General features: G+C 40.9%; 12 protein-coding genes. 7 read left to right on the forward strand and 5 right to left on the reverse strand.

The window, feature by feature from the left end:
* Nucleotides 1-92: 92 nt before the first annotated feature.
* The gene (locus tag RMZ42_RS14475) at nucleotides 93-1,373 is read right to left on the reverse strand and encodes a general stress protein (RefSeq protein ID WP_322672034.1); all 1,281 of its coding nucleotides are present in this window, start codon (nucleotides 1,371-1,373) and stop codon (nucleotides 93-95) included.
* 530 nt (nucleotides 1,374-1,903) lie between these two features.
* Between RMZ42_RS14475 and RMZ42_RS14480 the strand changes: the two genes are divergently transcribed.
* The 7 genes from RMZ42_RS14480 (at nucleotide 1,904) to RMZ42_RS14510 (ending at nucleotide 16,030) form a co-directional block, all read left to right on the forward strand.
* Entirely contained in the window at nucleotides 1,904-5,026 is a 3,123-nt protein-coding gene (locus RMZ42_RS14480) for an MFS transporter (RefSeq protein ID WP_409882172.1), read from the forward strand.
* A 475-nt stretch (nucleotides 5,027-5,501) separates the two neighbouring features.
* Entirely contained in the window at nucleotides 5,502-6,983 is a 1,482-nt protein-coding gene (locus RMZ42_RS14485; protein WP_322672036.1) for a calcium-binding protein, read from the forward strand.
* Nucleotides 6,984-7,840: 857 nt separating this feature from the next.
* Complete coding sequence (locus tag RMZ42_RS14490; RefSeq protein WP_322672037.1) at nucleotides 7,841-8,539, forward strand: calcium-binding protein; 699 nt, start codon at nucleotides 7,841-7,843, stop codon at nucleotides 8,537-8,539.
* Nucleotides 8,540-9,822: 1,283 nt separating this feature from the next.
* On the forward strand, nucleotides 9,823-10,458 hold the full coding sequence (locus RMZ42_RS14495; protein WP_322672038.1) for a M10 family metallopeptidase C-terminal domain-containing protein: 636 nt from the start codon (nucleotides 9,823-9,825) through the stop codon (nucleotides 10,456-10,458).
* Nucleotides 10,459-10,920: 462 nt separating this feature from the next.
* Nucleotides 10,921-12,606 (forward strand): dihydroxy-acid dehydratase, encoded by a 1,686-nt coding sequence (gene ilvD / locus RMZ42_RS14500; protein ID WP_322672039.1) that lies wholly within the window; start codon nucleotides 10,921-10,923, stop codon nucleotides 12,604-12,606.
* A gap of 405 nt (nucleotides 12,607-13,011) precedes the next feature.
* The gene (locus RMZ42_RS14505; RefSeq protein WP_322672040.1) at nucleotides 13,012-13,389 is read left to right on the forward strand and encodes a hypothetical protein; all 378 of its coding nucleotides are present in this window, start codon (nucleotides 13,012-13,014) and stop codon (nucleotides 13,387-13,389) included.
* Between the two features lie 34 nt (nucleotides 13,390-13,423).
* Complete coding sequence (locus RMZ42_RS14510) at nucleotides 13,424-16,030, forward strand: caspase, EACC1-associated type (RefSeq protein ID WP_322672041.1); 2,607 nt, start codon at nucleotides 13,424-13,426, stop codon at nucleotides 16,028-16,030.
* Between the two features lie 105 nt (nucleotides 16,031-16,135).
* On the opposite strand, the gene RMZ42_RS14515 is transcribed toward RMZ42_RS14510, so the two are convergent.
* The 4 genes from RMZ42_RS14515 to RMZ42_RS14530 all read right to left on the reverse strand — a co-directional run bounded on the left by RMZ42_RS14515 (nucleotide 16,136) and on the right by RMZ42_RS14530 (nucleotide 19,853).
* On the reverse strand, nucleotides 16,136-16,261 hold the full coding sequence (locus tag RMZ42_RS14515) for a hypothetical protein (protein ID WP_322672042.1): 126 nt from the start codon (nucleotides 16,259-16,261) through the stop codon (nucleotides 16,136-16,138).
* 33 nt (nucleotides 16,262-16,294) lie between these two features.
* Nucleotides 16,295-17,101, reverse strand: coding sequence for a Uma2 family endonuclease (locus RMZ42_RS14520; RefSeq protein WP_322672043.1), 807 nt, complete (start codon nucleotides 17,099-17,101; stop codon nucleotides 16,295-16,297).
* Nucleotides 17,102-17,137: 36 nt separating this feature from the next.
* The gene (locus tag RMZ42_RS14525; protein WP_322672044.1) at nucleotides 17,138-17,776 is read right to left on the reverse strand and encodes a Uma2 family endonuclease; all 639 of its coding nucleotides are present in this window, start codon (nucleotides 17,774-17,776) and stop codon (nucleotides 17,138-17,140) included.
* A gap of 157 nt (nucleotides 17,777-17,933) precedes the next feature.
* Complete coding sequence (locus RMZ42_RS14530) at nucleotides 17,934-19,853, reverse strand: sensor histidine kinase (RefSeq protein ID WP_322672045.1); 1,920 nt, start codon at nucleotides 19,851-19,853, stop codon at nucleotides 17,934-17,936.
* Nucleotides 19,854-19,893 lie beyond the last annotated feature (40 nt).

Below are 19,893 nucleotides of genomic sequence, written 5' to 3' on the forward strand. Positions count from 1 at the left end.
ATGAGGAGCAAGTTTTTTTAGTCAGGAGCAAAGTTTTCAAATTATTGCTCCTGCAATTTTGTCTAATTAGTGTGAGTGAAAACTACTTTAGGTTAAAGTACTTCATCACGACGATCGACAATAACTACAGCAGGATCGTTTCTATGAGGCTCTGTTGAGTAATTGGGGCGAATCGGATCGACTACTGCTGCGTCATTATGCGTTACTCGGTCGGAACCTGGGCGATATTCACTAATCTCAGTAGCATCATAGATTGCAAATTCTTCAATACCTCGATGTTTGAGAATCGCTTCAGCTTGGTGGATTTCAGCTTCTGTACCATCGAGAATTACTAAATAGTCGCCTCTTTGAAAGCGATCGCCATAAACTCGCGCCCTGTCTTCAGGAATTCCCAAGCCAACAAGTGCGCCTACAATACTACCGGCTGCTGCACCGATCGCACCACCAGCTAATGTTGTCGCCAAAGCTGTTGCAACTGCGCCACCAGCAATTACAGGCCCGATTCCAGGAATTGCTAAAGTTCCAAGTCCAACTAATAAGCCGGTTAAGCCACCCAGAACACCGCCTGTAGCTGCTCCAGTTTTTGCGCCATCGTCTGCTTTATTACCAGTACCAACGTTTCTGTCTACATCTACACCACCGATCCCATGACCGTCTGTATTTTTGGCAATGATGGAGACTTGATTCAAGGAAAAACCTGCATCTCGTAATTCTGTAATTGCTGCTTCTGCATCTCGACGATGAGAAAATACCCCGATCGCACGTTTGGAAACACCACTATAACCCGCAGTCGCAGCTGGAGTCACATAACCAGTGGCTGGATTTGCCGCATCTGGGTGGTCGTAAATGCCAAACTCTTCCACACCCTGATGATTTAAAATTGATTCTGCTCTAAGTATTTCTGAATCTGTACCATCAATAATGACTAAATAGTGTCCTCGTCTAACACGTTCGTCATAAACTCTAGCTCGTTCTTCAGGAATTCCTAGACCAATTAATGCACCAAGTAAACTACCAGCTACTGCACCAATACCAACGCCAGCGAGAGTTGTAGCTAGGGTAGTTGCTGCGGCTCCAGCCAACATGATTGGCCCGATTCCAGGGATTGCTAAAGTGCCAAGACCAACTAATAAGCCAGTCAATCCTCCCAAAGCACCGCCTGTAGCTGCTCCGACTTTAGCACCTTCGTCAGATTGATCGCCAACGCGATCGCTCACATCCGCACCAGCTATATCGTCTCTGTCACCATCTTGGGTAATGACAGAAACTCTGTTCATGTCAAAGCCAACTTTTTTTAATTCATGTAAGGCGTGTTCAACATCTCGACGATGAGAAAATACACCTACAGCACGTTTATGTACACCGACTACCATTATTCTTTCTCCTCAGCAAACAAAAATCAATTATTTACTAATTCATAGCTCGTAGTAACCATTATTTATACATGTTTCTATTTAGTTTTCATCAATCGCTTGGAAGAATTTTTATCTCTATCATTAGATATAGGTAGTTTTATCTAAAGTTAGTAACTAAATCTCTACTAAAAAATATATTTTATTTTCTAAAGTTTTTATAACAATTATTCTCGGTTTTCAATATTTCAATAAAATTGATACTAAAATACATTATTTTCTCAGATTTGCTAGTGTAACCCACCTGCTCATAACCTTCTATATCAGTAGATACAGTTTTATGAGATTTATTTTTGCCTAATATTGACTCATAAATTGTTAACTAAATTATAAGTTTTTTTGAAACAAAAAATAAATATTTATTTCTTTTAAATACGACTTTTGGCTAACCAACTTATTACTAAAGAAAGTGCCAGCTTACATAAATGATAATTAAGCTGATAAATAAGCCTATGAATAGGTATTTAATTGAGTAAAAGTGAGAGAATATGATGTTTCAAGGTGTTCTAACTTTTTTTAAATGGAATTGGCTATCTTTTGGATCGGCGCCGATAACTTTAGCTCAGGAAGTACTAACTCCAGAAGAAGCATCAGTTGTTTTTTCTGGGCCTAAATTGTTGGTAGCACTGCTAGCTGGGGTTTTGATGGCATTTGCCTTTCAATTATTATTGACAAACTTTTCAGTCGCTGTCGGAATTTCATCTTGGGAAATAGGCTCAGATTCTGATGATGAGTCTGAAAGTTTGGGTAAGACAATTCGTAAAGGTCAAGCTAAAGTTGGTACTTGGGCATTAATAACCGTTAGCATTGCATTATTTATTGCTTGTTTTTTAGCAGTAAAACTTAGCCTAATCGAAAGCGCATTTTTAGGAGCAATTATTGGTGTAGTCATTTGGTCTACCTATTTTTCACTAGTAATTTGGTTGGGTTCATCAGCAGTAGGTTCTTTAATTGGTTCTATATCTAATACTGTTACTTCTGGTTTTCAAACTCTGATGGGCACGGCAACTGCTGGCATCGGTGCTAATACTGCAAAAAAACAGTTAGTTTCTACTGCTGAAGATATTACAGCCGTAGTCCGGCGGGAATTAACTTCAGGTTTTGATTCTGAAGGTATTAAAAATACTCTCCAAAGTTCTTTAAGTTCTCTGCAATTGCCAAAGCTGGATATCAAAGAAATTCGGAGTCAATTTGATCAACTTCTTAAAGATACAGATTTGCAATCTGTTGCTAATAGCGACCTATTGCAAAACGTTAATCGCCAAACATTTGTTGATTTAATCAGTAGCCGTAGCGATTTATCTCAAGAAGATATCAATAGCATTGCCGATCAATTTGAAGGTGCATGGCAACAAGCTTTAAATCGCAAAAATCCCACCGAACAAGTAATTAATTTACTGAAGTCTGCTACACCTGAAGAACTTAATTCCGATCGATTAGGTGAACGGCTGCAAGAATTGGTTACAATCGGAGGCGGTAATGGCAATGGTATAATCAAGCAAGCTATTACGTATGGCTTAAGTGCAGCTGCGCCAGCAGTTCTGGAACGGGTAAACCTTTCTAATATCGATGTGAACAAAATTACAACTCAGTTGCAAAAACTGAAAGAAAAAGTTCAAGATGTCGATGTCGAGCAAGTCACAGAACAATTTCAAAAGTTTAGAGAGGAAGCAACTGAGCAAGTATCTGCAAAATTACCCATATCACTGGAAAATGCAATTAAGGCAGATGTAGAAGACTACATATTGCATTCGTTTCCTTGGCACTTCAATCGAATTACCCTAATAGATGAATTTAAAGAAGTCATCTATGACGTAAATGCAGATCCAACAACTGTGAGACGAGAGTTGGAAGAAATCAATCAAGAATATTTCACCAACTTACTAAAGCAGCGCGGTGATATTAGCGAAGCTAGGGTAAAAGAAATTTCCGAACAAATGGAAAGCGATCGCCTGGAAGTTTTAGAAACTGTCAAACAGGTTCAAACAAGAGAAAAAGGGCAAGATTTCCGCAGCCGCATCGAAGATTATCTGCGTTCTACGGGTAAAGACGAACTTAATCCCGAAGGTATTGAACGAGACTTTGGCAACTTGCTAGACGATCCACAAGCTGGCTTTGAAGATTTAAATAGCCGCTTCGGACAATTTGACCGCGATACTTTTGTACAATTGCTCCAACAGCGTCAAGATATCAACGAAGAGGAAGCTAATAATATTGTTAGTCAACTCGAACGCAACCGCGATAATCTCTTGAATCGTGCTAGAGAATTGCAAGAGCAAGCAAAAGCAAAAGCCGATGAACTGCGTCAAAGAGTTGAAGACTATCTGCAAAATACTAATAAAGATGAACTCAATCCCGAAGCGATCAAACGTGAGTTTAGAGTTTTACTAGACGATCCCCAAGCCGGAATTAGCCTCTTACGATCGCGTCTATCGCAATTTGACCGCGATACTTTAGTACAATTGCTCAGTCAGCGTCAAGATTTGAGCGAAGAACAGATAAACCAAACTCTCGATCAGCTAGAAGCAGTCCGAGACAGTATTTTGCAAGTACCGCAACAAGCGAAAGAACAGTACGAAAAAACTACAAAAGCGATCGCCGAATATCTTCGCAATACCAACTTGGAAGAACTTAACCCAGAAGGTATCAAAGCCGATTTGGAAAAATTACTCGACGATCCTCAAGCTGGAGCCTTAGCACTGCGCGATCGCTTGTCTAATGTCGATCGAGAAACCTTGGTAAAACTCGTGAGTCAACGCGGCGACTTGAGCCAAGAGCAAGTTAATCAAATTATCGATCGCGCTCAAGATGCCATTGGTGATATTCTGAGAGCGCCACGACGTTTAGCCAAGCGCACCACTCAACAAGCTTTAGATTTTGAAGCCAATCTCGAAGAATATCTGCGTAATACTAACAAAGATGAACTCAACCCCGAAGGAATCAAACGCGATTTACAATTGCTGCTGTCTTCTCCCCGCGCTGGACTTGGGAGTTTAAGCGATCGCGCCGCGAAATTTGACCGTTCGACAATTGTGGCGCTATTATCCCAACGTGAGGATATCTCAGAAGAGGAAGCTAACCGAATTGTCGATCAAATTGATTCTGTTCGCAGCTCGATTGTCGAACAATTCCAACAGATTCAGCAGAGAGTGCAATCAGTGCTAGACGGAGTTTTTGCCAAAGTTCGCAACTATCTCAACTCCCTGAATCTTCCTGAACTCAACTATGAAGGCATTAAGCAAGACTTTGCAAAAGTCTTCGACGATCCCCAAGCCGGATTTGAAGCATTGCGCGATCGCCTCAGTGAATTCGATCGTGACACCTTAGTTGCTGTATTGAGTTCTCGTGAAGATATTTCCGAAGCGGATGCTAACCGCATTATTAACCAAATAGAAGCGGCGCGGGATGGCGTATTACAACGAGCCGAACGCATTCAGAAAGAAACTCAAAAACGCCTGAAAGCGATTCAAGAGCAAGCCAAAAAGCAAGCTGAAGAAACCAAGAAAACCGTTGCCAATGCTGCATGGTGGATATTTGGGACAGCGATTACTTCTCTTTGCGCCAGTGCGATCGCAGGTGCGATCGCTGTAACTGGCATAACTCTACCTGGATAAATAAAATATCTGCATAATCAGGAATTTTGAGAAATACAAAGTGGCATTCAGTCTTTATAAATGAATGCCACTTTTTTATTTATAAAAAAAGTATCGCGATCTCAAGTCCCATTAATTATTATTTCTTAAATATAGAAAAAAGTAAGCTTGAGGTAGTATCATACTTTTATTATTCTGAATACAGTAAAAATGTCCTAAAACCTATGCAATTCCGTAGAAGATAATCTGCTTATTTGCTAGCAGATTGCTTCTAGAAACTGTGAATTCATTAGGTACAAGGACATAACATGACTGTTGGCACAATCTATTTTGATGCCAATATCATCAATAGATCCAGTGTTTCTCAAATCTTTAGACTTAACAGCAAAGACCTAATTAAAACAGGTCTAATTTGTTATATCTTCCCACTCGTTATTTCTCCACTGGGGAAGTGACGAAGTAATTTTTTACCCTCTAAATTCAGGATAAATTCACTATGCCAACCATTAACGGTACTAATCAGCCTGACAATCTTGGTAATTCTTTTTCTGTTCTACCTGATATCATCAACGGATTTGACGGTAACGATATAATTAGGGGCGGAAGAGGCAACGATACGATTAATGGTGGTTCTGGCGACGATAGAATTAACGGCGGAAACGGTAATGATAGCCTTCTGGGCGGATCTGACAGCGATACGATTGACGGGGGAAGAGGCAACGATATAATTGACGGCGGATCTGGCAACAATACGATTGACGGCGGATTTGACGGTGACGATAAGATTCAAGGTGGTAATGGCAACGATCGGATTGACGGCGGATCTGGCAACGATACAATCAACGGCGTATCTGGCAACGATCGGATTGACGGCGGATCTGGCGACGATACAATTAACGCTGGTTCTGGCAACGATACGATTAACGCTGGTTCTGGCAACGATACGATTAACGCCGGAGTGGGGAACAATATAATTAACGGTGTTTCTGGCAACGATACGATTAACACCGGATCTGGCGACGACACGATTAACGGTGGATTTGGCAACGATACGATTAACGCTGTTGATGGCAATAATACGATTGATGGTGGATATGACAACGATATAATTAACACCGGATCTGGCAACGATAGGATTCAAGGCGGATCTGGCAACGACACGATTAACGGCGGATCTGGGAACAATAGGATTGACGGCGGATCTGGCGACGATAAGATTGACGGTGGATTTGGCAACGATACGATTAACGCTGGTTCTGGCAACGATACGATTAACGCCGGAGCGGGGAACAATATAATTAGCGGTGTATCTGGCAACGATCGCATTAACACCGGATCTGGTGACGATACAATTATTGGCGGATTTGGCAACGATACGATTAACGCTGGTGATGGTAAAAATACGATTGACGGCGGATCTGACGACGATATCATTAATACTGGATCTGGCAACGATAAGATTGACGGCGGATCTGGCAACGATAAGATTAACGGCGGATCTGGCAACGATAAGATTAACGGCGATTCTGGCGACGATAACCTGGTTGGCGGATTGGGCAACGATAGCCTAGTTGGCGGATCTGGCAATGATACGATTAGCGGTGATTTTGGTAACGGTGGTATCCTCACGGGTGTCAGTGGAACTGATGTTCTCACTGGAGGATTGGGTAACGATGTTTTCGATTTCAACTTCGTTTCAGAGAGTCAACCTGGTTTGTTACAGGATGCGATCGCTGATTTTGTAGGAAACGGCATCCTTGCAGGGGATCAAATCGATCTATCTACTATCGACGCCAACTCTACTAAAGAGGGCAACCAAGCCTTCACTTTTATCGGGAGTCGTGCATTCTCTGCAATCGGTCAAATCCGTTATTCAGGAGGTATTCTCCAAGGTAGTACTGATGGCGATCTGTTGGCTGAGTTTGAAATTCGGCTTACAAGAGCGCCACAGCTAGTGGAAAGCGACATTATCCTTTAATTTAATATTATCTGCCTTAAAAATAAGGCAGAATGCAGAATTTTGATAATTGAATAGTCACAAAGAGAGATAAGTTTAGCTTGCCTTTCTAATAGTTTATAATTATTAAATTGCGCCACCTCTACATCAGAAAATTAGGTAATATAATCGCAACTGTTGCAATGATGCCACTGAATGAAGAAATGTCAGAGAATTTGAGAAGGCACATTGTAACGCAAGGGATGTAGCGATCGCACTGGTTAACAAGGCTTTTAAGTTATTGGCAATTACTTCCTTATATATAACTAGATAAATAACCGAATAAATCTCAAAAATTAAAACCAACCCTATCTGAACAAAGGTTTCAGATTTTGTTTTAGCGAGAGGAATAAAAAAGGGATAATTACTCTTTCTTATAGATAGAAAAAAGTAGGCTTGAAAGTAATAGTATAGTGTTGTGATTGTGGATAAAATCAAAACGTTCTAAAAGTTATGCGCTTTTGTAGGAGGAAATCAGCTTGTTTCATACCATCCTACTACTGCAACCAGTAAAGATATAAGAACATGACATTACTCTTGGCATAATTTTGATGCCAATATCATCAATACATCTAGTGCTTGTCAAATCTTCAAACTTAACACCAAAGACCTGTTCCAATCAGGTGTGGTTCAGTTATCTCTACCCACTCGTTATTTTTTTGCCTTGTCTTCTCGGCGTTGCTGAATAAAAGTGTGAAATTTAAAAATTCAATATTTGAAACTGTTTCCTTTACACCTTTGAGGGAAACCAAATTCATCCTCTTAATCAGCAACACCGTTTTCTGATGGGAAAGTGACGAGGTTATTTTTTACCCTCTAAGTTCAGGAGAAACTTACTAATGGCAATTATCGAAGGTAGCATTTTTAATGACAACAATACCATCAACGGTTCCCCACTAATCTTTCGTCCTGCCCTTAACGGTAATGCTGGCAGCGATATCCTGAATGGCAATGCCGGCAACGATATCTTAAATGGGGGTGCTGGCAGCGATATCCTTAATGGCAATGCAGGCGACGATAGTCTAACTGGCGATGCTGGCAGCGATATCCTTAACGGTAATGCTGGCAGCGATACCCTTAACGGTAATGCTGGCAGTGATATCCTTAACGGTAATGCTGGCAGCGATCTTCTCACTGGCGGTGCTGGCAACGATACCCTAAATGGGGGTGCTGGCAGCGATATCCTTACTGGCGGTGCTGGGACTGATTCTCTTACTGGCGGTGCTGGCAACGATATTTTCGATTTCAATTCAGTTTCAGATAGTCCTACTGGTTTGTCACGAGATATTATCGCTGACTTCGTTGGAAACGGTATCTTTGCAGGCGATCAAATCGATCTATCTACCATTGACGCTAACTCCAGTGTAGCGGGCAACCAAGCCTTTAGTTTCATTGGTGCTGCCGCATTCTCAGCAGCCCGTCAGGTTCGTTATTCAGGAGGTACTCTTCAAGCTAACATTGATGGGGATCTCTCACCTGAGTTTGAGATTGGACTGACAGGAGCACCATCACTAGTGGCAAGCGACATCATCCTCTAATCTAATATACCTCTTGCAAAAGCGCTGAACACCCTACTTCTAAGAGCAAGCGTTTAGGAGTAGGGTTCTTATTTATGATTTATGCAAACAGTAATATTGAAGAATAATTTAGGTGCAAAGCCAAACATACTCCAACTGTGAGAAAATGCAGTAGGCTTTAAGCTGTCAACAATGATATCGCTATAATCAAGCACAGTTAAATACTAACAAAGTTGCTCATATCAACTGCACCTAACAGAAGCACATCTAAAAAATATAAAATTACCAATGCTGCGTATGTATGAGAAAATCTGTTAATACAATCAATCGCAAAACTTGTGATGATGCCACAATAGCTAAATTGTAACGTTAGGGAATGCAGCGATGTCTACGACGGGCTATTCGCGTCGCACTGGTCTAACAAGGGAATGGCACTAAGTTAAAATACAACCCTAATTACGATCCTGGGAGGCTCTGCCTCCAATGGCTTTAGCAGAGGCAGCAGCCCTCTCGAAATACATTTCCAGTCTTAAGACTGGGAACGAATTCAAGTTACACAAATCTTTAGGCTTTTCTTCGTGTCATGTGTCTAACAAAGCTTTTAACTTATTGGTAATTATTTGTTATCAAGTTACACAAATCTTAAGGCTTTTCTTTGTGTCATATGTCTAACAAAGCTTTTAACTTATTGGTAATTATTTGTTATATATAACTACAGAAACCACTAAAAAAATATCAATATGCAAAACCAACTCTATCTGGACAAAGGTTTTGTATTTTATTCTGGACAGAGAATAAAAAAGTTAATTATTATTTTTTTTGAGAAAAAAATCTGCTGAGGGTAATACTATAGTATTGTTATTATGAATACAGTACTAATGTCATTAAATCTATATAATTACGTAGAAACAATCTACTGTTCCTGAGTAGTTTCCAACTGAAACAACTGAAAATAGAAGGTACAAGGGCATCAGATGATATTTGGTACAAATATGAAATAAATATCATTAAATACATCTAGTACTTCTTAAATATTCTCAAATACTCTCGAATATTCAAACTTAATAGTAAAGGACTATTCCAATCAGGTTTGTTCAACAATATACTCCAATTATTGATATTTTGACCTGGTTTTGTCGGCATTGCTGAATGAAAGTATGGAATTCCCAAATTCCATGTTTTAAATTGCTTGGCTTATGCATTTGAAGGAAATCAAATTCATACTCTTAATCAGCAATGCCGTTTTATAATGGAGAAGTAAAGAGGTAATTTTTTTTTCCTCTAAGTTTAGGAGAAACTCATCAATGGCAACTTCAATATCAATCTCCTCCGGTAGCGGCAGTGTTAGCGCCAGCTCTAGTAGTTATAGCAGTAGCGGTGGCAGTAGCAGTAGCAGTAGCAGTAGCAATAATGGTCAGAGCGATGTCATTAACGCTAGTGGTGGCAACAGTACCCTTGTAGGTGGTAGTGGCAAGAGTATCCTTAACGCTGGTGGTGGCAATGATAGCCTCTTTGGTAACGCTGGCAACGATATTCTTAACGGTGGTGCTGGCAACGATACGCTCAATGGCGGTACTGGGGATGATGTCCTGGCTGGCGGTAGTGGAAAAGATATTCTCACTGGAGGATCGGGTAATGATGTTTTCAAGTACAACTCAATTTCTGATACTCCACTTTCGGGACGCGACATAATCACTGACTTTCGTGGAAATGGAACCTTGTCAGGCGATCGCATCGATCTATTTAATATTGATGCCAACTCCACTATTGGAGGCAACCAAGCTTTCACTTTCATTGGGAGTGCCCAATTCTCCGCACCCGGCCAAATCCGTTATTCAGGAGGTATTCTCGAAGGTAGCACTGATGGGGATCGCTCGGCTGAGTTTCAAGTTCGGCTTATAGGAGCACCACAAGTAGTGTCAAGTGACTTCATTCTTTAATTTAATATTCCTGCCTTGAAAATAAGGCAGGAGGCAGAAGGTAGAAGGCATTAGAGAATGAAAATATCTCTTTCCCAGTCTTCAATCCCTAGTCACTATTTTCAAGGCAGATATAATTTTGAAGAAGAACTCTAGTGCAAAGTTAGAGTGTCTCCATCTGTGCACCGGAATCAATATCAATATACTAAGCTTATAAATGTGGAAAGTCAGTGCCTCACCTTGGGGCAATGACTTTTTTTCATATTTAAATTCGTGTATTTCCGGCACTCTAGATGCTATACACATAAGAATCATCCCTATTTAACACAAACGCTTAGATGAAGATTTATTCTAATTAGGGCTGACCAAAAGACACGGTGAAACATAGAGAATTACTCATATTCGATCGCACCGCCCAGGCATGAGAAAATCATCAGGTAATACAATCGCAACAGTTGCGATGATGGCACGGAAGGAAAAAAGATGTCGGAGAATTTGAAAAGCCAAGTTGTAACGCAAGGAGTGCAGCGATCGCCTAATCGAGCTATGCTGCGTGCAGTTGGTTTTAAAGATGAAGATTTCAATAAAGCTATTGTGGGCATTGCCAACGGCTACAGTACGATCACTCCCTGTAATATGGGGATAAATCAACTGGCACAAAGGGCAGAAGTTGGGATTAAAACCGCCGGAGCGATGCCGCAAGTGTTCGGCACGATTACCATTAGTGATGGGATTTCGATGGGAACTGAAGGGATGAAATATTCCTTAGTATCGCGGGAAGTGATTGCCGATTCCATTGAAACCGCCTGTACTGGACAAAGTATGGATGGTGTGCTGGCTATTGGCGGTTGTGATAAAAATATGCCAGGGGCAATGCTGGCGATCGCTCGGATGAATATCCCTGCAATATTCGTTTACGGTGGTACAATTAAACCCGGTCACTATAATGGACGCGATTTAACTGTTGTCAGTTCTTTTGAAGCTGTTGGTCAATACAGTGCTGGAAAAATTGACGAAAAGGAATTATTAGAGGTTGAAGGTCGAGCTTGTCCTGGTGCTGGTTCCTGTGGAGGAATGTTCACAGCTAACACCATGTCTTCAGCATTTGAAGCGCTGGGGATGAGTTTACCCTATTCTTCAACAATGGCGGCAGAAGATGCCGAAAAAGCCGACAGCACCGAAAAATCAGCATTTGTGTTAGTCGAAGCGATTCGCAAACAAATCTTACCCCGGCAAATTATCACTCGCAAATCTATAGAGAATGCTATCTCTGTGATTATGGCAGTCGGTGGTTCGACCAATGCAGTGCTGCATTTTTTAGCGATCGCCCGCGCCGCTAATGTAGAGTTAACTATAGACGACTTTGAAACTATCCGCGCTCGCGTTCCCGTTTTGTGCGATCTAAAACCAAGCGGTAAATATGTCGCTACAGATTTGCACAAAGCTGGTGGTATTCCCCAAGTCATGAAGATGTTACTTGTGCATGATTTATTACACGGTGATAGTCTCACCATTAGCGGTCAAACCATTGCAGAGATATTAGCAGACATCCCAGAAGAACCATCTGTCAATCAAGATGTGATTCGGACTTGGGATAACCCGATGTATCCTCAAGGACATTTAGCCATCCTCAGAGGTAATTTGGCAACGGAAGGAGCTGTTGCCAAAATTACTGGGGTGAAAAAACCAATAATTACCGGGCCTGCACGGGTGTTTGAGTCGGAAGAAGCCTCTTTAGATGCAATTTTGGCGGGTAAAATTCAAGCTGGTGATATTCTAGTCATCCGCTACGAAGGGCCTAAAGGCGGCCCTGGAATGCGTGAAATGTTGGCTCCCACCTCAGCAATTATCGGGGCTGGTTTGGGTGATGCTGTAGGATTAATTACCGACGGACGCTTTTCTGGCGGTACTTACGGCATGGTGGTTGGTCATGTGGCTCCAGAAGCAGCAGTTGGTGGTGCGATCGCGCTTGTAGAAGAAGGCGATAGTATTACTATTGATGCACCCGCTCGTTTGTTGCAGTTGAATATATCTGAAGAAGAACTGGCCCGTCGTCGTGCCAATTGGCAACCTCCGGCTCCGCGTTACACTAAAGGCGTGTTGGCAAAATATGCCAAATTGGTATCTTCTAGCAGTATTGGTGCTGTGACAGATTTGGACTTGTTTTAGTTAACCTGACAACTGTGGCGCAAGTTTGCCTACCTTTAACAAGGGGCTTCAGCCCCTTGTCTGGTTATTTGAGATGGTCGCTGAATTTTCGCTGTTCTGTAATAGTTTGATCTAGCGATCGCTTCTAAAGAAGTTGCAAAGACAAACTCACTAACTTACTTTGCGATCGCAAGCGTGGTAAAACAAATTGCTGTATCGAAAGAAATACTGTTGATTGCCTCTAAGTTTTGAAGCTATTGAAAAGGGATGTTCTGTATTTATACCAGATTTATACCTGAAATTTATGAGTTTTTGGAAAAATCTTGAAAAAGTTTCAGGAAATTTACATAGAAGAAGTGATGTCAATCGATATACTACAGAAATACTATTGACCATCAACTGCTGAAAAACCTAAAAGGGCACAAAATGAGTTCTGAATCTAATGTCAAACTGACCATCGCTCTTTCTAATCCAGATTTAGATGCAGAGGAGCAAGAACGGGAAGCACGGAATCTGCTGCGAGAAATCAAAGACTTAGATGTTGAAAGTGCTGAACTCGTAGCAGTTACAGAAATACCCGAAGGAGCCAAGTCTGTTGGCGGGTTTCTGGTGGGGGTGTTGCAGACAGAGGTGAGCCTTGCCAATTTTAAGAAATTGTTGGGATTTTTGGGCGATCGCTTGGGTAACAAAACCATTGAATTGGAAGTTGAAGCTAACGGCAAAAAACTGAAGGTGAAAGCTAGCAGTCAGGAAGAGTTAAACGCCGCCATTGAACAAGCGCAAAAGTTCATCGCAGGTAGCTAGCCGATAAATTCCATAAATAAAGGAGAATAGCAACATGGCGAAGGTAGCGCTGCTAATTGGTGTAAGCGAGTATGGAGCAGATATTACCTCATTGCTTGCGGCTACAAAAGATGTGGAGGCAATGCAGCGAGTTTTACTAAACCCAGAAATGGGAGGATTTGCCGAGACGGATGTTACAGCATTAAAAAATCCTGATCGGCAAGAAGTGGAAGATGCGATATACAGACTTTTTGCCAATCGCCAAAAAGAAGACCTGTTGCTGTTTTACTTCTCTGGTCATGGAATAAAAGATGAAAACGGCAAGCTTTACTTATCAAACTGTAATACTCGTAAAGAGAATGGAAGGCTAGTTAAGCACCTAGCACTAGCAGCTAGTGTTCTGAACGAAAATATGAATGAAAGCAAATCTGAGAGACAGGTGGTGATTTTGGATTGCTGCTTTAGTGGTGCAATTGCTCGGGATATGACTCCAAGAGACGACAGCACGGTAAATTTGCAAGAGGAGCTAGGCGGAAAAGGGCGAGCAATTCTGACTTCTTCCACATCCACTCAGTATGCATTTGAGCAGGAAGGTTTAGAACTTTCAGTTTACACACGCTATCTAGTGGAGGGAATTGAAAAAGGAGCAGCCGATAAAGACGGAGATGGACGGATTTCTGTTGATGAACTGCATGAATATGCCAGTATTAAAGTCAAGCAAGAAGCCCCAGCAATGACACCGAAAATATACCCAGTGGAAGAAGGTTACAAAATTTACCTGTCTAAAGCACCAAAAGGTGATCCAAAGCTTATTTATCGCAAACTAGTTCAAGAATTGGCAAAGGAAGGCAGTGGTGAAATTCATGAACTCGATCGCATTATATTACAAGTGAAACAGGAGAATCTGGAACTAACGCTTGAGGACACAAAATCAATTGAAGCAGAGGTTTTAAAACCTTACCAAGAGTATAAAAGAAAATTGGAAAAGTATGAAGAGGCTTTCTACAAGGCGATAGAATCAGATTCTAATCTCAGTGAGAGAACTCGTACTAGGTTGAAACGTCTTCAGGAACTTTTAGTACTTAGGGATGAAGATATAAAACCAATTGAAGACCGAATTCGTGAGAGAGAAGATTCAACAACTCTCGGCGGCAAAAATAAAGATACAGCAAAAAGAGAAGATATCATAATTCGCAAACAGTCAAATGCCCGGACTCGGATAAATACTCGGCCTACCCAAAATAACAATTTTCTACAATACATAGTAGCCAGCGTCATCGGAGTAATTGGAGTAGGTATTGGCGTTGGCAGTACTGTATTCTACTTTTTGATAACCAAACATACATCTCAACCTGTAGTTCCGCCTATAGTAAATTCCTGTGGTAAAGAGACCTATAGTTTGAATGACAGAATTAGCCTGGGTGAAGAAATTTTATTAAAACAAGATACAAATCCAGATAAAGAAGCTGGAGTTCAAGCATTTTTAAATGGTGATTGTCAGACTGCTATTAATAAGTTTAATTCATACCGTCAAGCGAATCTTACTAATAGAACAGACCCAGAAACATTGATTTACTTGAATAATGCTAAAGCTCGTCAGAAAGGAGATCGGCTCAAAATTGCTGTGAGCGTACCTATTGGGACAAATCCAAATGTAGCAAAAGAGATACTGCGCGGTGTGTCCCAAGCTCAAGATGAGGTGAATAGCAGTGGCGGTATCAATGGCAAAGTTTTGGAGGTAGCGATCGCTAATGATGATAACGATCCAAGTGAATCTGCACAGCTTGCCACTCGGTTTGGCAAAGATGCCAACATCTTAGCTGTCGTGGGACATAATTCTAGTAATGCTTCTCTCTCAGCAGCCCCAGTCTATCAAAAAGACGGGTTAGTGATGATCTCTCCCACCAGTTATGCCCAAAACCTTGATAGGGTTGGCAATTATATCTTCCGTACTGCTCCTAGTGTTAAATCCATAGCTGATAGCGTCTCTAATTACGCCATTAAAATAGCGGGTAAAACCAATTTTCTTATCTGTGTTGATTACCAAGGGATAGATAATCAGTCGTTTAACAATGAGTTTGTTAAAGCGATAAAAGCTGCTGGCGGTCAGATTAATTCTACAGAATGCGATATTTCTGCTCGTGACTTTAACCCTAGTGCTGTCATTTCTCAAGCTGTACGTAGCGATGCTAATGCCTTGGTGTTAGGTCTTTATGTAGACAAAATAAAGCAAGGTCTAGCGGTGGTACAATCTAATCAAGGGCAGTTGACTGTATTTGGTAGTCCTACACTTTTCACTGACGAAACCTTAAGGAATGGCAGCGGTATCAACGGACTGATAATCTCTGCACCTTGGTATCCCACAGCTTTTCCTAATAACATCTTTCCGCAAAAAGCCCAAAAAGTTTGGGGTGCAACTGTCAATTGGCGAACAGCTACGGCTTATGATGCAACCTTGGCGATCATCGCAGGTTTACAACGAACTAACAGACGCGATGAATTACAAAAAGAGTTGCATAGTCCGAGTTTTTCAGTCGATGGTGCAACGGGAAAGATTCAGTTTTTACCATCAGGCGATCGCTTAAATAATGAAATATTCTTAGTTAAAGTTCAACAAATATCTGGCAGTGATAAATATCAATTTATGCCGATTAAACCTTAGTCTTGTAGCAATTAATAGCGATTGCATCCCGTATTTAACATAGCGATCGCACTTACTAATTCTGACATTTAAAAATAGCGATGCCTACAGCGGTAAACTACGCACTTATTTGTTGTGAGATTTGGAAAGAGCGATCGCATTTGTTTGTTGTGATTTTTCAAAATAGCGATCGCATTTGTTTGTTGTAATATTTGAAAGTGGCGATCGCATTTGTTTGTTGTGAGTTTTCAAAATAGCGATCGCATTTAGTCTTTCGCTTACATTTCACAAAATATCTGGATTTTCACCCAATTCTCTCAATCTAGCTGCTAAACGAGCCGCTTTTGCAGCTGCGGCTTCTTCTCGTATACCAGCAGTTTCGGCTTGTGCAACTGCGGCTTGTGCTTGTGCAACAGCAATTTCCGCCTGCGTGACTGCGGCTTGTGCTTGTGCAGCAGCAGCTTCGTCTGGTAACAAAACCAAATTGCCAGCTACATCGTAAAACCGCAACCATATCGCCGTTTCTCTGTCTATTGTTCCTTCATGGGTTCCCAACCATAAACCTAACTTTTGACACCACAGCCAACCACGCTCATTCGGTGTCAAAGATTGATATTGCTGATTATGATCTAAATGCCACCCCTGCAAAGAATTTGGGTCAAAGGGGTCATAGACAAAATAATCTGAAGTATGAAAAGTTTGTTCGTAAAGGTCTTTCTTAACAGTTTTATCTATTTTGGCTGTAGATGGTGACATTAATTCTACAATCACATCAGGATAACGACCGTTTTCTTCCCATACTACCCAACCTTGACGAGAATTAATTCCATCCACATTCAAGACAGCAAAGAAATCGGGGCCACGGAAATCCTGGTTACGTACTTGGGCGCTGCTGTAATAAATAAACATATTGCCCCCAGTGAAGAAATCATTGCGATCAGCCCAAGCTTGCTGCAATGACCGAATCAACACATTCATGGCAATACGGTGGCGATTTGATTCCAAGGGTTGTCCGTCATCAAAAATTAAATCTGTCGGCGGTGTAGGGTGTTCCCAATCTAGAATAGCTCTTGGATTGTTTTCGGTAGTCATGAGCGATCGCCTTTCTCAGAAAGCCTTAGATTTTTATCATAAATTATTCTTTACCCAATCTCTAAAATTACGCATAGCTTGACTTCTGTCAATTGTTAAACACTGCTGAACATATTCATTGACTAATTCAACAATTGGGATACCAGGAAAATTAGGACTAGATTCAGATTTTATATATTTCCCTTCTTTTAGGAATAAAATTTCTAAACCTTGTTGTGTATGTCGCCAAAGTTCAGGAACTCCCAAAATTTCATAATTTTGAAATCGAGTCCGAGAAGTAATATCAATTTCGATTGCTAAATCTGGTGGTGGATCTATATTTAAATCTATGCATTTTTTGCCAATTACAGCAGCTTGATTTTGAATATAAAAACTGGTGTCTGGTTCTACTGCTTGGCGCATTCGCTCATTTTTTAGTGTTGTGGAGCCAAAAGGTTCAAAATCAATTTGTAGTATTTCTAACAAGATTTTGACTAAATCACCAATAAGTTCTTTATCTTTTTCGTGTTCTGGTAGCGGAACCATAATTTCTAACCAACCATGACTATAAGAAATACGTGCAGCACGTCTTTCTCCCATTTCTTCTAAAATATCTTCTAACTGCTGCCAACTAATATCTTGAAGTAACATTTGTTGACCAGGTTTAACAATAATTTGTTGCAGTTTTAAAAGCATATTACCTCAGAGAGTTGATGTAGTAATAATTGTATGTAGCAGATGGAATTTACAAATCAACTTTCTTAAAGTATATCGCCTTTGACTATGAGTGTAGAAATTAGCCAAAAAAACTTATTGATATAATCTTTGACTGTTTCAATTTTGTCAGCAATTTTTAATTTTTACTTGTTAAAGGAATACGGATGGTAAACTCTGTTCCATATCCTGGGGTTGAATCAACTTCAATAGTTCCTCGATGTTTATCTACAACAATTTGATAAGCGATCGCCATTCCTAATCCGATTCCTTTACCCACAGGTTTAGTAGTAAACATATGGTCAAATACCCGTTGCTTGACATTCTCTGACATCCCAATACCATTATCGTAAATCTGAACGATCGCGCAATGACTTGATTTGTCAATTTGGGTTTGGAGCTTAATTTGATTAGGCTTAGTTTTAAGCTCCTCAAAACTTCGTTTTTGGCTGGCTTCTTCTAGTGCATCGATCGCATTCACGAGAACATTCATAAACACTTGATTGAGTTGCCCTGCGTAGCATTCTACTAGCGGTAGATCGCTGTATTGCTTAACGATCTGAATTTCTGGTAGATTGGGCGTAGCTGTAAGGCGACGGTTCAAAATCATCAGAGTGTTATCTAATCCTTCGTGAATATCTACAAATTTCATATCTGCTTCATCGAGGCGTGAGAAATTACGCAGCGACAGCACAATTTCACGAATGCGTTTGGTTCCCACTTGCATTGATGCCATTAATTTAGGTAAATCTTCTGCAAGAAACTCAATATCAAGGTCTTGAACGCGATCGCTAATTTCGGGGGTAGGATTTGGATAGGTTTGTTGATAAAGCTTGAGTAAATCGAGGATATCTTGGCTGTAAACGCTGGCATGGTTGAGATTAGCATGGATAAAATTGGCGGGATTATTGATTTCATGTGCCACTCCAGCCACTAATTGTCCCAGACTAGACATTTTTTCGGTGTGGATGAGTTGAGCTTGAGTATTTTGCAATTCTTTCAGGGTTTTGCTGAGTTGTTGCGTCTGCTGGCTAGAAATCAAGGCGCGATCGCGAATCTGTTCATATAGTTGCACCTGTCGCCACGCACTAATCAACCCAACCGCCAGCAATCCTCCCAAAACGGTAGCCAACAAATTCAACGCCTGTAATGGCGATTCAATATTTTCTTTTAGCACAATTAACGCTACTGACCAATTTGCCTCTCTGAGGGGAGTGTAAGCAACATAGCTCCATTTACCATCCAGTTGAGCTAATTCAATACTTGTGCGTTTAGCTACCATTTTTTGGGTAATTTCCGCTAACCTGGGATTGGGTGAATTAAGGAAACTCTGAGCGGCTTTTTCGGCTGTACCAATTAGTTCCGTGTTGGGATGGGCGATGGGAACTCCTTGAGAATTCAGCGCAAAGGCATAGCTGCCTTTACCTTGATGCAAATTGCCGATCGCCTCAACGACTCGGTTAATTGGAATTCCTCCCATTAAAACACCTGCTGGCTTTATGCCTGTTTCGGCAGGAATCGGCGAACTAATCTGAATCTGTAACTGTTTAGTTGTGCGTCCAATAATTGGATCGGTTGCTACTGTTTCACCTGCTATACTCCGCTGAAAAAATTCTCGGTCTTTAACATTGAGATGATCTCCGTGAGTATTGATTAATAGAGCATCCGGTGTGACCAACCCCATGAGCAAAAACGTTTGTAGCCGCTTCAATTCAGATTGCAAGTAAGGTTCCATTACAGACCAATCGAGCGATCGCACCACACCAGAATTTGCCAAAGTATTAATTTCTGTTTTACGAATGGCTAACCAATTATCAATATCATCCTGGCCTTTGCGTGTTTTTAATAGTACTTGTTCTTTCAGACTATCGAGCAGCAATCCCTTAACAATTTTGTAACTAGTGATAGCTGTAGCGCTAATACTAATAGACAAAAATACTACGATTGATAATAATATAAAGTTACGCGATCGCCATTTAAATGAGTAGTATTTTTTGTCGATTTGGGCATTCCATCGGGGATTAATTTTCAACCATACTTTCCGCAATTGAAGCATCATTGTAGCTTGACTCCAAACTAAAATTTTAAAAAGCAAAAAT

This window comes from Nostoc sp. DedQUE05, assembly GCF_034530955.1.
GTDB lineage: Bacteria > Cyanobacteriota > Cyanobacteriia > Cyanobacteriales > Nostocaceae > Nostoc.